Below are 14,963 nucleotides of genomic sequence, written 5' to 3' on the forward strand. Positions count from 1 at the left end.
GCCTACGACCCGCCCTTAGGAGCAGCCATAAGCCTTATTTGCACATGCGTCAGGTTAGAAAATAAGCGGAAAAGCAACGGTAACGAATGCCGCCCACAGTCCGTAGATCGGCAAGTACTTCGTAACAGCATCCTGCACGGTAGAAGGTCCCGTCCGATTGCGCAGAAGTCGGATATACGCACTAATAATCCAGATCAAATTCGCCCAGATCAGAACATTGATGCCCAGAACAGCAAGACGATTAGCTGTAATGCCGTAAGAGGACAGTCGGAACACAATAGCCGCCAGAGCAACACTGTCAATAATAAGCGCAAGGGCAATTAGTGCGGCGTTCACATAATCCGTCATGTTCTTCCGCTCGTCGAATCCTCTTTCTGTAATCGAGAAAATAGTGACGACCAGCACGCCAAGCAAGATCCCATTGAAGGACAAGAGGAAATCGCGGTCCGAGAATGGACTTCGGCCAACCCAAGCCACCGTTATCAGGTAGGCCGTCAGCGTCACCAATACGAGCGGGCTGAAGATTCGTGCGATATACGGCGCTATATTTTTCGCGAGCTTCAAATTCTTTGACACCAGGTAAGCGGCCACAACAGCAAGACCGGCAGCACCAAAGACGACGATGTTCGTGAAGTAAAATTCCGTTATATCGAGGTCGACCAGCCTAAACAAATTCATCGTAATACCCGTCAGCAGCATGCCGCTGATCGCCATGCAAGCGTACAGGATACCGAACTCGCCGTTAAATTTCAGGTAAGCCAGCCTTGCTCTTCCGCTGCGGTATTCATTGCCCGTAAATGCAAACCCGACGACTACCCATAAGAACACCGGAAGATGCCAATACGCTAGAATGACGCTGTCCGTCTCCTTCATCGGCAGCAGATTCAGATAGATGATCGCAATCGCGAATAAGGATGCCAGGGTGTACGCCACATGTCTGCTCGGACGGTTATTTGCTGCGAAATACGCGGCAATAAAGGGCAGCACCCCGAATGCGAGGTTCACGATAGCGATATCTTCCCGCTCGGTGTAATGGAACAGGATCCTCGTGCAAATCCCCGCAAGTATCGCTAGAATGCCCATAGTTATAAAATCTCGCTGGAACCACGAGGTCTTCTTCTCCGCTGTCGATTCCTGATAATGAAGCCGCTCATTCCATACGGCAAGAACCTGCGAGTCGGGATTGCGTTCCCACGCGTGGGCGAATGACTGGCGGAACGACTCCGGCTCCTCCCTGAACATCCGTTCCAGCTCGCGGGGGTTATGGATATGCTCCGCAACCCGGTTGATAACACTCATCTTCATGCCTCCCTAACCCTAATCTTGGTCACAGTAAGGGCTGTTTCTGATCTGATTCTAACCGATCATTTATCGTTTTACAATAAATCTTTACCGAAATTGGTTAAATATTTATTGGAATGGGCAAAAAGAGAGCATCCCCCTCTCGAGGAATGCTCGTCGTTCATGTATCGTTCGTTAACCCTGCTTCACCAGGTTGTCTGCTGTGCGGAAAGCCAGCGCCATAATCGTCAGCACGGGATTCACGCCGCCGTTGGTCACGTGAACGGAACCGTCACTGACCCACAGATTGTCATATCCGTGGACACGGCCCAGCGGGTCGGTAACCGAAGTCAGCGGATCGCTGCCCATTCGGAGCGTACCCGCTTGATGCTGGCCGGCGCTTAAGCCGCCATAAGGACCCGTTCGCCATACTTCGCGCGCTCCTGCTGCCCACAGCCACTTCTCCGCTTGCTCGCCCAGCATGTTCCCGGCCCGAATCGACTCCGGATGAACGCTGCCGATAGACTAGCTACAGGTATGCCGAAGCGGTCCTTGACCGACTTCGACAGACGGACGCGGGACTCCGGGCTCGGAATCTCTTGGATAGGGCCCATGATCTGGCTCGTGCGCAGATAGCTGTCGCGCATCATTTGCTTCCCTCGGATGCCCCATCGAGCTGCATTCGGCGCCAGTGCCCGATACCAGTGAATAAGCGGCAGACGTGTGAATTCGTTGGCCAGCAGCCCGCCGCCGATCACCGCATTCTGACCGCTATGATCGAATCGGAAGGTCGCAATGCTGACCCCAGGGCCAAGGCCGTCTTGAACGATCTCATCGAACAATCCGTATGCACCCGCATAGACGTGACCCTGCAGATGCCTTCCCACCTGTCCGCTTCGATTGCCTATGCCATCTGGTTCCGCATCTGATGCGGAGTTAAGCAGGAGCCGCGCGCTCTCAATAGCGCCTGCGGCTACCACCACATGTCCAGCCTTGATCTGCCGCCGATGCACAGCGCCTTCAATCTCCTGTACAAGACGAACGCCTGTCGCATTCTTGCCGCCTTCGGTATCGATACACTCTACGATCGTATCGCAGATCAGATCACAGTTCCCTGTCGCCAACGCTCTGACAAGCATCGTATTGTGCCCGCCGTTCTTGCTGTTGGTCGGACATGCGAAGCCTACGCACTCGCCGCAACGGCCGCATGCCGGTCGTCCATCTCGCTCCACGGAGTTAATGAGCAGCGGCACAGGGCCGGTCTCCCAACCCAGCTTCTCCGCAGCTTGGGCCAGCCGCTGCGCATCCAGCGTTAGCGGCATAGCAGGCATCGGAAACGGACGCTCCCGCTTCCCTCGTCCCGAGTGCGCGCTTCCGTCACCCGAGACGCCAATCTCCCACTCCGCCCGATCGTAATAGGGTTCAAGGTCTTCATAGCGGATCGGCCAGTCGCTCAGCGAGCTTCCTTCTGGAACGCCATAACGGCTTGCCATTCGGAAGTCATCGGGATGGAAGCGCCACGCTTGTGCGCCGTAGACCCTCGTTCCTCCCCCGACCGTCATGGCATTGTTGTGATAGTCTCCTGTATGGGGAGCTGTAGTCCGCTCATCGCCATCTGTCATCATAATGGTGCGCGGGTGACCGTCCATCGACGGCCCCGTGTTATGCCCGTAATGGCTGAGCCGATGATTACGCAAGTGGTCTCGGCCGACTTCACCGTAGCGGAGCCAGCTGCCGCGTTCAACGACTAGCACTTGAAGGCCCGCCTCGGCCAGCACCGCTGCAGCGACCGAACCGCCCGCTCCTGCTCCAATGACGATCGCATCATAGCGGTCACGCAGCTGATCGATCGATTTTTGCGGCAAATCAGCTTCTGGAACAGGTGTATCTGCATTCGTTATCGGACCGGGACGAAAGCCAATCATCTCCCATGACTTGCCCCCGATATTGCCGCCTGCTTCAGGTGTTCCATAGTAGCCCTCGGCCACTAAATTGAGCAGCGTGTGGAAGAACTGCTTGGATGAAATCGGCCAGCCCTTATAAACATCATGCTCCGCATCACGCAGCAGTTGATCCTGCTCATCCGCTGTCAGTTCGGAGAATGGCTGATCATAACGCATTAGCGCCTCTTCGTGCAGCGAACGAAGCCCTGGCTCAATAACGTTCGCCCAGGTCAAGGTATCTTCGGCCGCATGGCGCTCCAAGTAGGTCAGTACGCCTCCATCTGCCGCCGATGGCCATTCATCTCCGGGAATCATACGATTGGAAACCGCTTTCAATAGTTGTGTGTCGTCGTATTGAACCATTCTCCGAAATGCCCCCTTCCACTTGCTTTCTACACCATATTATCCCTTGCATGGACGCCAGTAAATGATAAATAGACCGAAGCATCTCGCAGCGGTCTGTAATGGATTGTCTTATTGAAACTCAACCTGATCCGAGGGAATAACGTCAGCAAATTGAATTAGAATACGATTATGATGGTCGATAATCTGTTCTGCCGTTAGTCCATCGGCGTCATAGGTGCTATGACAGTCCTTCACTAATTCGACTTGATAACCGTGCGAATAACCGCTTGTGACTGTCGCATCTACACAAAACTCCGTCTGCAATCCGCACATCACCAGCGTATCCACTCCATGTGCTTGAAGCCGATCATGGAGCCCGGATTTAAGAAAAGAGTCCGCATAATGCTTAATAATGATTAAATCTTGCGGCAGAGGTGAGATGTGTTCGTGAACCTTCCATAGAGGCTGGTTCTCCGCTCGCGGAGAGCCTTCCGGCTCGGTAAACATGATATAGCATACAGGGGCACCGCTCTTACGGGCTTTCTCAATCAAATGTTTCGTATTGGTTATTAGTTTCTCTTCTTTATAGAGCGCTTTCCCGCCATAATCCTTCCACACGAAAGGCATCGTCTGCATATCAATAATGAGAAGCGCCTTACTCATTTCGGTCTCCCCCCCTTTGCTCTGCGTCTCATGATTTCCCGCTTCCATAATCCATGTCGGTTGCAGTATATATACAAGGTACCCCCGTGCGTCTTGGAAAACCTTGCTTCCGCGTTTTGCTCCGGATACAATTTGACGAGCTGCAGCCTGTCATAAGAAATGTAAGCGGCGAAGGTTATGTAGTGGTCTCTGCGCATCTCATGCTGAAGTGCAATGAACATATCATCTTCATCCTCTTCCACCGCTATTCGATGCTCCTCATTCTCTGCTTGGGGAATAAGCGGCTCTATTATCCGACCGCAGCATGATAGGCTTGATGCTCCAGTACTCGTCATGACATTATCGCAGCCGGCGCATACATAGAAACGAATGGCTTTCATATTCCCTTTATTCTGTTCGCTCGAATCTAACTCCCCCCGCAATATTTTCTCGATATGCACCCCTAGCACCTGGGAAAGTTCACTGAGAAGGGACACATCCGGACATCCAAGTCCGCGCTCCCATTTGGAAATCGTCTTATCGCTAATATTCATCCGGTCGGCTAACTCCTTCTGCGTCATGTGTTTCTCCTGACGTAGACTCAGAATCAACCTTCCCACCTTATAGCTGTCGATCATGCCCACCTCCTATAATGCAAGAATATCGAGTATCTGGACCATCCACAATAAACGCTCCGTAGAGTCGGCGGCCATTTCGCTCGTTTGGTCTGGCTGGCGCAAACAAGGACAATGTTGTATTTTTAATCTATTCACGAGGTAATCGCAAGGGAGGCATGACTTAGATGGAATTGAAGTGGCTGGAGTGGACAAAACAAATACAAGCCATCGCTCAGACAGGGCTGACCTATGCCAAGGATGTGTATGATATCGAGCGCTATGAGGCCCTTCGAGAAATGAGCATCGAGATTTTGTCGGAATACACGATGGTTGGCGAAGAGAAGATTACGCTTACTTTTGCCAGCGACACGGGGTATGCCACGCCTAAGGTAGATATAAGGGCTGTCGTCTTCCATCAGGACCGAATACTGCTTGTTCGCGAGAAAATCGACGGCGCATGGTCATTGCCCGGCGGTTGGGCCGATATTGGACTTTCTCCCTCTGAGGTTGCGGTGAAGGAGGTTCGAGAGGAGTCCGGTTATACGGTGAAACCTTTGCGCTTGCTGGCTGTCCTGGATAAGAAATTTCACAACCACCCGCCCGAGCCTTATCATATCTACAAAATGTTCATCCAATGCGAAATCGTCGGCGGGGATGCGCAAACTGGCATCGAAACGAGTGCGGTTGACTTCTTCGAGGAGAACAATCTTCCTGAGCTGTCTGTAGAACGAAATACGCTTACACAGCTTCAGCTCATGTTCGAATATAACCGAGATCCGAATAAGAAAATCATTGTGGACTAGCCCACACGAATTATCGCTGTCTGCATGGACCGATAGCTCTCTACGGAGAAGCTGTTCGGTCCTATTCGTCATAAGCTGGTATTATGACGGGTAATCCTGTATTTTTATTATTATGCCTTGTACAAGAATGACACTAAGGCTGCATTGAAGAAAGGATGAACGCCATGCTTAAGCTGCTTAGTCGAAGCATCCGCGACTTCCGTGCCGCTTACCCCAAGCTGTTGTTTTTTGAATATTTATATATGCTGCTTACCAGCGTCATCATCGTTCCGATTATTACACTGATCTTCAACCGTGTTCTCACGGTTATTGGTTCCGGTTCGCTCATGAACGAAGATATCGCCCAGCTCGGACTGAATTGGAAGGGGATGCTAGGACTGACCGCCATTGGTCTCATTGCATCTTTCGCCGTATTCATCGAGTTGTGTGTACTCGTTGTTATCGTACAGCAGCGCTTATGGGGTAACCGGGTCGCTATCGCAGATGCGCTCTTAACCGCTCTCCGCCAGACGCCGCGCCTGCTCGGGTTCGGTACCGTACAGCTGCTTGTCCTGCTGCTCGTACTGATTCCGTTCGTCGATTCACCGATGTCGGAATCGTTCTATGCCCTATTCAACGTGCCCGTCTTCTTGGAGCGCAATGTGTTGCATTTGTCCGTGATTATGTCTGCCGTCTACGTTGTTATTCTTATCGCGGCAATCTACTTGGTTCTCCGCTGGATCTTCGTGCTCCATTACATCGTCTTGGAAGGCCGAACGATCGGCAATGCGATCCGGAGCAGTCAAGAATTAACGCGGGGGAAACAGTCGAGAGTGCTCGTCTCGTTGTTCCTCATTAACGTACTCGTCGTCGGTACAGGCTTCGCAGCGCTCTCATCGCTGTCGTTCCTGCCTAACTGGCTTAATCATAACGTGCTCAAGGCATTCACGGATCACTATTCCTTGACGCTTACCACTGTGCTTACATACATGCTGACGTTGGCCATCATGCCGCTTAACATCATCGTGTTAACACGTCTGTTCTATGTATTCAAATGGGAGAAAGGCCAAGCGCCGCAGGATCATCTCAAGCTGTACCGCAGCTTCCTCGGACGTTGGGAGCATAGACTGGCAAGCATCATAAAGCGGCTTACCCGCAGACGGGCACTATTCGCCGCAGCGGCCGTTGTCTATGTTTCTCTTATGTTATTCGTAGGTCTGAGAGCGAGCAGCCATCTGGTTTATGCCAAATGGAGCGTCCTGATCTCGGCGCACCGCGGAGGCGACATCGCGAACGGTCCTGAGAACTCCATGCCAGTCATTCTAAACTCGATTGACAAAGGCATTCAGTCCATTGAGATCGATGTACAGCTCACCAAAGATGGCGTAGCTGTCCTCAATCACGATGCTACACTCTATCGGATGGCTGGCGAGAAACGACGGGTCGCCGACCTGACTTATGCTCAAGTCAGCAAGCTCACGATCGGCCATGACCCGGACGGGTTGCCTATCCCTATCACCACGCTTGATGAAGTATTGGATGTAGCCCAAGGGCAGGTCAAGGTTCTTATCGATTTGAAGCCGACGGGGCCAAGCGGGCCGCTCGTGCAAGAAGTCGTAAGGTTAGTTCACGACTACGAGATGGAACAGGACGTCTATATTCAGTCGTTCGACAGCAGCACGCTGCGGCAAATCCGTCAGCTCGCTCCCGAGATCCGAATCGGCCAAATCATGTATTTTGCCGTCGGGAACCTGTCGTCGCTGGACGTCGATTTCTATACGGTAGAGCAGGTCATGGTAACGAAGCAGCTTGTCGATCGAGCCCATGCTGCCGGACGCGAAGTCTGGGTATGGACCGTGAATGGACGCCACAATTTGAAGGAAATGCTTAAATTCAAAATCGATGGTGTTATCACCGATACTCCTGAGACCGCACAGTCGATGATCGGCATTGATTTGTAGGTTTGAATGAAAAAGGGTCGAGACAGCTGCCGCCAAGCAGATCTCGACCTTTCTTTTTACAAATAAAATCAGTGAACGCCACTCGCTAACCTCCGCACTCAGAAATGAATGCATATAAAACCCATTAGCTAGGATGTGCGAACAATGGAAATGACGACGATGAAGATGATGATGGACCAAATGCAAGAGATGAACATGATGGATACGAACATGGACGACATGATGGCGAACATGCAGAAGTGCGACGAGATGATGACGATGATGATGAGCATGATGCGTCAAATGAAACAAACCGCCGTATAAGATTCCCCCTCTGCCAAGGCGTAATCATATACAAGCGGTTGTCGATTTAGCTATTATTTATATCTTACATATCCATCTTGGAATGGATACCCGTCTCACTCGTAAGTGTAAGGTCGTCTACATCAAGCTGCGGAGCAGTCAACTGCACGCACATATGTAACAACTGGATAGTTATACCCGATGTCCGACAGAGCAGATCACTGCATGTGGGCTTTTTTATTGTGATCAGGTTTTCTGCAATGCAGCATTTAATTGTCGTCCAATCTCGACGCGCCGTACTTTCAACTGCCACACCTCTTCGGTTATCTTCGCCGCGATATAAGCGTTCCCCGTCTCCCGCAATTGCCGGTACAACTCCACTACTTTCGTGTTAATCGCATCGAACTGCCGCCACAATGCTTCCGTGCGTATTTCGAGCTTCGCTTGCTCGATCCGACGCTTAGCATCTTCCAGTGTCCGTACAATTTCTTGCTGCCATGCGGTATCTCCAATCTGCTTCGCGTAATGGAGCAGATCCAAGTGGTCGTCCATCCATTGTTTCTCGAATGATTCGGCTGCGCGCATCATGCTTATCTCCATCCTGACCACCATTTACCTAGTATTATACTCGGAATGGTATGCGATGCAATAGTCTATGTTAAAAATACTGCAGTACCTCCTTCGCCTCAAGTCGCGGCAGCTCCTCGACCTGAGGCGGTGCGTATGAATTGACCCTGAGACCGTTACGGGTTACGAACGACTCTGTTATTATTTTTCCAACAATTGTTATTGGGAAAGGGAGTTCGATCATGCACAATACGTATGCAAACAAGAAGCCAAGTCTGTTTCTATTGGTTGTCATTTTCTATATCGTTACCTCCGTCGGGGCACTGCTGCTTGGCCTTCTTCAGCCTTCGATTGGAATTCCAGAAATTGTTATTCAACTTACGCAGTTCGGACCTGCTATCGGTGCAGCCGTCGTTCTATTCCTGTGGCGTCATAAGAACCGGTCTTTATTCACACTCGATATGCGGCTCTGGCCGCTGCCAGTGAATAGGATCATCATCTCAGCCGCCCTTATCGCCTTCACATTCGTCGGCGCCTGGCTCTGGTACACGCTCACCGACCATTCGGTGACATATACTCCGCCATCGTCCCTATCCCATCCGTTCTGGCTTATCGTGATCGCGCAATTCATCGGAGCTGCAGGCGAAGAGATCGGCTGGCGTTGCTTCCTCCAGCCCACGCTTCAGCAGCGGATGGGTGTTCTCCCCGCCTCCATTGTTGTCGGTATTCTATGGGGGATCTGGCATGTCGGTGTATTCTCAGAGGGAATTATGTATGCATCATCATTTATCCTCTTCGCCGTTTCTCTATCTGTTATCCTTGGCGAGCTAATGCGGAACATACGGGGCGGAACACTGCTGCTAGCTGCTGCATACCACGCGTTAATCAATCTAGGCCTGCTTCTTTGGTTCAATGAGGAAGACGGCAGCCGGTTGGCGATGGGAACGCTGTCGATTACATGTACGATGGCTGCGATTATTGCTGTGGTGGTTGGACAGATTATAAGGAGCAAGAAGCGGTCTACTAATCGAACGTATCGAACAACCCACATCTAAGGTTGTCTGCTGCATCCAATTCTTAAATAAACTTTAAGTTTTGCTTGAAGATTATTTAAGAAAGTTTCTTTTACAATAGAGATATCAGCTTGTTCAATGAGCCGACCACCATTCTCAGCGTGGAAGAAAGGCAGGCCCTTATTACGATGCAGCATCTCAATCAAAGTTCAGACTATACAACCCCTGTTCGATCAAGAGCACGCTCTACTGCACATACATTTCCTTGGCCGAAAATCAATCTGCTTGTCCTTATTGTGCTGGCCCTGATTATCATCGCCTCCGTCTGGATTTACCGACAAGCCCCAATCGAGCAATCGCCCGCTCCAGTCGGACTTCATCCTGCTGTTGCACAGGCAGGCGACAAGCTGGTTGCTGGCGCAGCGAAGCTTGGCATTACAGTCGTCATTACAGACGGCTTCCGCAGTTCCGCCGAGCAGGATGCGCTTTACCGCCAAGGCCGTGGGGACAGCGGCGCAGTCGTTACGCAGGTGAAGGGCGGCGATTCGTACCACAACTACGGACTCGCCATTGATTTTGCATTGCGGACACCGAGCAATGATGTGATCTGGGATATGAAATATGACGGCAACGGCAATGGCAAAGCCGATTGGATGGAAGTCGTAGCAATCGCCAAGAAGCTTGGCTTCACTTGGGGAGGCGATTGGGAAGGCTTCAAGGATAACCCCCACCTGCAGATGGACTTCGGGTACAGCATTCGGCAGTTGAAGAGAGGGCATTATCCATCGGTGGATACGGTGGTCGAGGCTTAGCTTTCATTTAGAGAGCCAGAGAGAGAAACGACAATACAATTCGTCCTTTCTTTATAGAGAGGGCGAATTTATTTTTCAGCCCATTTGTTGATTTACATCTCCAAGGCTTTCACCGAAATTATTTATAGAAACAGCTCCGACAATAACAATAGCTAAGATAATCAGTAATAGAACAACTATCTTTTTCTTCATAATAGAATCACCTCAATAAGTTTGGTCGATATTCAGTAGGCCTCGGTTTGTTATACACGATTGTTACGAGTCTAATGTAACCTCAGGTATTCAACCACCTGCCCATCAATCATTGACCAGCGTCTATCCGTACTTATATATCCTATTTAAACAACTTTTGTTAGAATTATAGACAACAGTCCGAACGATAACGCAGTTGATGCAGTCGCGTCGCTCGCAGAGGCATTCGAAGCGAACTATACTCGGCTAACCGGGCTATTCCAGTACAAGGTTAAGGATAAGACCGTTATTCATGTCTATACGGATAGGAAGGCCTACCAGACTATGATAGGCCGCGACACGGAAGGTACTTACGACGCACGGGACGGCATAATTAAAGTATATACGCCCGCCAACTTAAGCGACGAGACGACCAAGCGCAATTTTGACCAGCAAATCGTTCATGAATTCGTTCATCTCATCATTCAGCGAATCAATCCAGATGTCGGTCATCTCAAATGGCTGGACGAAGGCACTGCCTACTATGCGACAGGTCAGTTGGAGGAAGAGATGCAGAGCAAGAACCGCTACTTCGATATCCCCACCTTCGAACAGTTTGCCGACCCCGACTATTTCGACAAAGCCCACGGAGCGGCCTACTTCTATAGCGGACTCATGGTGAAATACATCACGGATACATTCGGGCCCGATACGTTGAACGATATTATTCGGCAACCGGAGCAAGAGCATATGGAGCAGCTGCTATCGATGCCGCTTGATCAATTCTTCACGAAATGGCATGATGCCATGTTGAACAAGTAACGAGAGAATGCACGGAAACTGCGTTTATTTCCCCCGGAAGAGAGCTGATCCAATGCTCATGAAAGCCGCAGTATGCACCAAGTATGGCTCGCCTCATGTTCTCCAGCTGAAAGAAGTACCGAAGCCTACCCCAAGACCCGACGAAGTGTGTATCAAAATTTATGCTTCAGCCGTTACGGCGAGCGACACCTATATAAGAGGCTCCAAGCTGCCCCTTCATTTCTGGCTGCCAATGCGCCTTGCGCTGGGCCTAACCAAACCAAGAAAGCCTATTATCGGGATGGTACTGGCTGGTGAAGTGGAGTCCGTGGGCAGAGACATCAAGCGGTTCCAGCCCGGCGACCGGGTGTACGGCGTTACGGGCCTTGGGCTCGGCACCTATGCGCAGTACAAATGTATGAAGGAAACCGACTCCATGCGCGGATGTATCGCCCATATGCCTTCAACGATCAGCTATGAGGAAGCAACAGCCGCAGCCTATGGCGGCCTGCTTGCCCTGCAGCGCATTGAGGAAGGAAAAATCCAACCCGGACACAAAGTTGTCGTTTACGGTGCTTCGGGTACTTCCGGGACAATCGCGATCCAGCTAGCACGCTATTACGGAGCCGAAGTAACTGGCGTATGCAGCACCCGCAATCTCGCATTCGTCCAATCGCTTGGCGCTCATAAGGTCATCGATTACACCAATTCCAACGACGACGCGCGGCAGTTAATCGACCGGTATGACCTAATGCTCGACACAGCAGGCAAGGCTAAACGCTCACCGGTGAAAGACATGTGCCGAAACGCCTTAACAGCGAACGGCAAACATATCTCCATCGATGACGGCAAGCTGGAGCTGAAATCAGATCGTCTTACCAGGCTGACGGCATTAATCGAAGCAGGCAGCATTCACCCTATCGTTGATCGAACTTATCCGTTAGAGCAGATTGCCGAAGCTCACGAGTATGTAGAGAATGGCCGCAAAACAGGCGGCGTAGCTATATCCATCGATCATCCCCCGAACCTGAACTAACCCGCTGTACAAAAAAATACAGAGCAGCGGCATCCATTCCTCCGCGCTCTGTATTTTACGTGCTTAATCTATTCCTTCGTGTCCATCTATTCAGCCCTACCCGTCATGATGCTTCAGAATCTGCGATGGCGAACGGCCTGTCAGCCTCCACACCGGGAACAGACCCGACGCGATGTTGATCGCGTAGACGAGCACCACACCTGCCAATATGTATGGCAGCGGGAAATAAAACAGCTTCAAGAACGGTGAAATCATCCGTCTCATAAAAATGGTTAAAGTTGGATTTAAATGACAACTCCCTCATTTATGTTAGGTCTCAAATAAAAAAGTTCCGAATCAGCCCGGCCCCATTTGCGTATATACTCTTAAGTGGGACTGAATTCCCCTCTATTGTCCCGATGACTTTCGACAAATAAGAAGGTTTTCCGACGGAATGATCGAATATCAAGTTGATCGATTTACATTTTGCTGTTAAGTCTACAAGCCATTAGGAGGATATTATTGTGAACGTCACTTATTCTGAATTCCGCCGCAGAGCTAGAGAAAGCTTGCGAGGCCAATGGGGCAAGTCGGTTGGCGCCATCCTGCTCGCTGCCATTCCGTCTGTCATTCTCGCCTTCTTGGGGCTCTTCTCTCACTCGATGCAAGTTGCCGGCAACATTATGAGCTATCTGCTTGCAGGAATGATTGCGCTTGGTTCTGCTGGCTTCTTCCTGGCCATCGCCCGTCATCAGAGACCGCCTGCAACATCCATCTATCAAGGCTTTAATTTCCCGGTCAAGGCTTTCCTGCTCTATATTCTGATCTTGATCTTCACCGTGCTGTGGACGCTGCTGCTCATCATTCCCGGCATTATCGCTACCTTCCGTTACTCCATGGCTTACTACATTCTTGCAGATAATCCGGGAATGAGTCCGCTCGAAGCCATCCGCCGCAGCAAACAGATGATGGCCGGCAACAAATGGCGCATGTTCGTCCTGCAGCTCACCTTCATCGGCTGGATGCTGCTGTGCATCCCGACGTTCGGCATCGGTTATCTCTGGCTCGGACCGTACATGGCCGTCACGACGGCTCACCTCTACGACGAGCTGAAGAACAAAGAGGAGAAACCTCCTGTTCCGCTCACGTTCTAAGCTTACGCCTGCATCATTATTAACTAGACGTCTACCCTTTCTTGAAGGGGTAGATGTCTTTTTTATCTAAATCTAGTTCTAAAGTAGGGGTATCGTTCAGAAAATGTATAGTTGAACATGGTAGATTGGTGGGAGAATATACCTATTAGTTAAAGAGGTTGGTTTATGTGAATCAAATCGTCATTGTCGTTGATGGAAATCCCCGCTCCACCTCAGCATCCCAGCAGATTCAAGCAGAGCCGGACATGGAGGTCGCAGCCCTTATGCATCATGGTCTTAGCGCCCTCGAGCATATTTGGCGACACCCGATCGATCTGATGCTGCTGGATACGTTCATGCCTGTCGCAGAAGGAGTCGCGTACATTCAAGCCATTCGAATGATTGCGCCAAGACTTCCGATTGTCATTGTGGCTTCCGATTGCGAGGAGGATTCGATCATTCAATATCTTGCTTATGGCGCTAATGGATACTTGGTGAGAGATCAGAACTTCTCCAATGTCGTGCAGGTGGTTCGAGACGTTCTTAAAGGACAGCACGTCTACCCTAACAATGTGGCGACGATGCTCGCGCAGTATTTACTAAGGCAGCTTAATGGTTCCTCTAGTCCAATCAAGTTTCCTATGCATTTAGATCATCAATTCTCAGATCGGGAGAAACAGATCATTCAACTGCTCATGCAGCGATTGACAAATCAAGAAATCGCCGATGCATTAGGTCTGTCACAGGGAACGATAAAGAATCATCTGACACATATTTTCTCCAAAATTCCAGCCAAAAACCGTCGTGAAGCCGTCCGGGCCCTCACCCAAATGGCAGCTTCAAATTAGTTTTTATAATAAATGACGAAACGTCACTTCTAGCATCTTAACTGGGCAGAAGGCGCTATTGCTGCTTAATAGAGAGGAAGCTTCGCAAGGCAAATAATGAATAAAGCTCGCGAATCCGACCGGCCCTAACGGCCGGAAGGATTCGCGAGCTTTTTTATGACCAATTGTACATTAACTTAGCTTAGAGCTCCCCCAAGACTCTTATCTCCACTAGATGCCCGTTCATTCCACCTCAGCTGTATGTATTGTTGGATTTGCTCCGCCACCTGGGAAGGTGGTGTATCCGTCGTATTAACGATAGGCATCGGCGGATCGTAGGCGGTATCCGCATTATCAAGAAGCCACTGCGCGAATTGCTCGTGCTGCTGCAGCATTTCATCCGTCCACGTCGCGCTGTCCGCACGGTTCCGCAGACGGGAATTGCGAGTTGCATCGTCACAGTGGAGGTTTATAAAACAGACTTCACTAAAGTTAGAATACGTATCGCACTTCTGAGCATCCCAAGGCATGACGGTTCCGCATATAATCGTGCCCCGACCGGACTGCGCAATGGCATAAGCCATGTGAAGCAGCAAATTGTATCGATCCTGATACTCAAGCTTAGCAGCTGTCGAACCGAAATTATCATTGTCTGTACTGAATACTACGAATTCAGGCATCATCGCTCTCAGGTGCTGCATGACCGTTGTCTTCCCGACGCCGCTGGCTCCCGTCACAATGAATAATGGCAGTGTCTCCATTCGTCCATCC

The 14,963-nt window shown here is 50.5% G+C and carries 17 protein-coding genes; 9 read left to right on the plus strand and 8 right to left on the minus strand.

Annotation, left to right across the window (positions count from 1 at the left end; genetic code table 11):
* Positions 1-54: 54 nt before the first annotated feature.
* The 5 genes from H8B09_RS24860 to H8B09_RS24875 form a co-directional block, all read right to left on the minus strand.
* Positions 55-1,299 (minus strand): DUF4153 domain-containing protein, encoded by a 1,245-nt coding sequence (locus tag H8B09_RS24860; protein ID WP_191206293.1) that lies wholly within the window; start codon positions 1,297-1,299, stop codon positions 55-57.
* Positions 1,300-1,476: 177 nt separating this feature from the next.
* Positions 1,477-1,764, minus strand: coding sequence for a GMC family oxidoreductase (locus H8B09_RS30755; RefSeq protein WP_224753965.1), 288 nt, complete (start codon positions 1,762-1,764; stop codon positions 1,477-1,479).
* Positions 1,683-3,587: a GMC family oxidoreductase gene (locus H8B09_RS24865; RefSeq protein ID WP_224753966.1), complete on the minus strand. Its 1,905-nt coding sequence runs from the start codon at positions 3,585-3,587 to the stop codon at positions 1,683-1,685. The genes H8B09_RS30755 and H8B09_RS24865 overlap by 82 nt, the downstream gene beginning before the upstream one ends.
* A 111-nt stretch (positions 3,588-3,698) precedes the next feature.
* Positions 3,699-4,232 (minus strand): cysteine hydrolase family protein, encoded by a 534-nt coding sequence (locus H8B09_RS24870; RefSeq protein WP_191206294.1) that lies wholly within the window; start codon positions 4,230-4,232, stop codon positions 3,699-3,701.
* On the minus strand, positions 4,229-4,849 hold the full coding sequence (locus H8B09_RS24875) for a helix-turn-helix domain-containing protein (protein ID WP_224753967.1): 621 nt from the start codon (positions 4,847-4,849) through the stop codon (positions 4,229-4,231). The genes H8B09_RS24870 and H8B09_RS24875 overlap by 4 nt, the downstream gene beginning before the upstream one ends.
* 164 nt (positions 4,850-5,013) lie before the next feature.
* Here H8B09_RS24875 and H8B09_RS24880 point away from each other — a divergent pair, with 164 nt between their 5' ends.
* From H8B09_RS24880 to H8B09_RS24890, 3 genes are all read left to right on the plus strand, one after another.
* Complete coding sequence (locus tag H8B09_RS24880; protein ID WP_191206295.1) at positions 5,014-5,631, plus strand: NUDIX hydrolase; 618 nt, start codon at positions 5,014-5,016, stop codon at positions 5,629-5,631.
* 164 nt (positions 5,632-5,795) lie between these two features.
* Entirely contained in the window at positions 5,796-7,571 is a 1,776-nt protein-coding gene (locus H8B09_RS24885; protein WP_191206296.1) for a glycerophosphodiester phosphodiesterase, read from the plus strand.
* Positions 7,572-7,715: 144 nt separating this feature from the next.
* Positions 7,716-7,874, plus strand: a complete 159-nt coding sequence (locus tag H8B09_RS24890; protein WP_191206297.1) for a hypothetical protein — start codon at positions 7,716-7,718, stop codon at positions 7,872-7,874.
* 225 nt (positions 7,875-8,099) lie between these two features.
* On the opposite strand, the gene H8B09_RS24895 is transcribed toward H8B09_RS24890, so the two are convergent.
* On the minus strand, positions 8,100-8,441 hold the full coding sequence (locus H8B09_RS24895) for a hypothetical protein (RefSeq protein ID WP_191206298.1): 342 nt from the start codon (positions 8,439-8,441) through the stop codon (positions 8,100-8,102).
* A 221-nt stretch (positions 8,442-8,662) separates the two neighbouring features.
* On the opposite strand from H8B09_RS24895, the gene H8B09_RS24900 reads away from it, so the two are divergent.
* From H8B09_RS24900 to H8B09_RS24915, 4 genes are all read left to right on the plus strand, one after another.
* Positions 8,663-9,475, plus strand: coding sequence for a CPBP family intramembrane glutamic endopeptidase (locus tag H8B09_RS24900; protein ID WP_191206299.1), 813 nt, complete (start codon positions 8,663-8,665; stop codon positions 9,473-9,475).
* Positions 9,476-9,564: 89 nt separating this feature from the next.
* Complete coding sequence (locus H8B09_RS24905; protein ID WP_318152755.1) at positions 9,565-10,245, plus strand: M15 family metallopeptidase; 681 nt, start codon at positions 9,565-9,567, stop codon at positions 10,243-10,245.
* 516 nt (positions 10,246-10,761) lie between these two features.
* Positions 10,762-11,238: a gluzincin family metallopeptidase gene (locus H8B09_RS24910; protein ID WP_191206300.1), complete on the plus strand. Its 477-nt coding sequence runs from the start codon at positions 10,762-10,764 to the stop codon at positions 11,236-11,238.
* A gap of 52 nt (positions 11,239-11,290) precedes the next feature.
* Positions 11,291-12,253, plus strand: coding sequence for an NAD(P)-dependent alcohol dehydrogenase (locus tag H8B09_RS24915; RefSeq protein ID WP_224753968.1), 963 nt, complete (start codon positions 11,291-11,293; stop codon positions 12,251-12,253).
* Between the two features lie 96 nt (positions 12,254-12,349).
* Here the strand turns inward: H8B09_RS24915 and H8B09_RS24920 are convergent, their stop codons facing one another.
* The gene (locus H8B09_RS24920) at positions 12,350-12,493 is read right to left on the minus strand and encodes a hypothetical protein (protein ID WP_224753969.1); all 144 of its coding nucleotides are present in this window, start codon (positions 12,491-12,493) and stop codon (positions 12,350-12,352) included.
* 263 nt (positions 12,494-12,756) lie between these two features.
* Here H8B09_RS24920 and H8B09_RS24925 point away from each other — a divergent pair, with 263 nt between their 5' ends.
* Both H8B09_RS24925 and H8B09_RS24930 read left to right on the plus strand, forming a co-directional pair.
* The gene (locus H8B09_RS24925) at positions 12,757-13,386 is read left to right on the plus strand and encodes a DUF975 family protein (RefSeq protein WP_191206302.1); all 630 of its coding nucleotides are present in this window, start codon (positions 12,757-12,759) and stop codon (positions 13,384-13,386) included.
* A 167-nt stretch (positions 13,387-13,553) separates the two neighbouring features.
* The gene (locus tag H8B09_RS24930) at positions 13,554-14,213 is read left to right on the plus strand and encodes a LuxR C-terminal-related transcriptional regulator (protein ID WP_191206303.1); all 660 of its coding nucleotides are present in this window, start codon (positions 13,554-13,556) and stop codon (positions 14,211-14,213) included.
* A 176-nt stretch (positions 14,214-14,389) separates the two neighbouring features.
* Here the strand turns inward: H8B09_RS24930 and H8B09_RS24935 are convergent, their stop codons facing one another.
* Positions 14,390-14,953, minus strand: a complete 564-nt coding sequence (locus H8B09_RS24935; protein ID WP_191206304.1) for a P-loop nucleotide/nucleoside kinase family protein — start codon at positions 14,951-14,953, stop codon at positions 14,390-14,392.
* Between the last annotated feature and the right edge of the window lie 10 nt (positions 14,954-14,963).

Source organism: Paenibacillus terricola, from assembly GCF_014779765.1.
Lineage (GTDB): Bacteria > Bacillota > Bacilli > Paenibacillales > Paenibacillaceae > Paenibacillus_T > Paenibacillus_T terricola.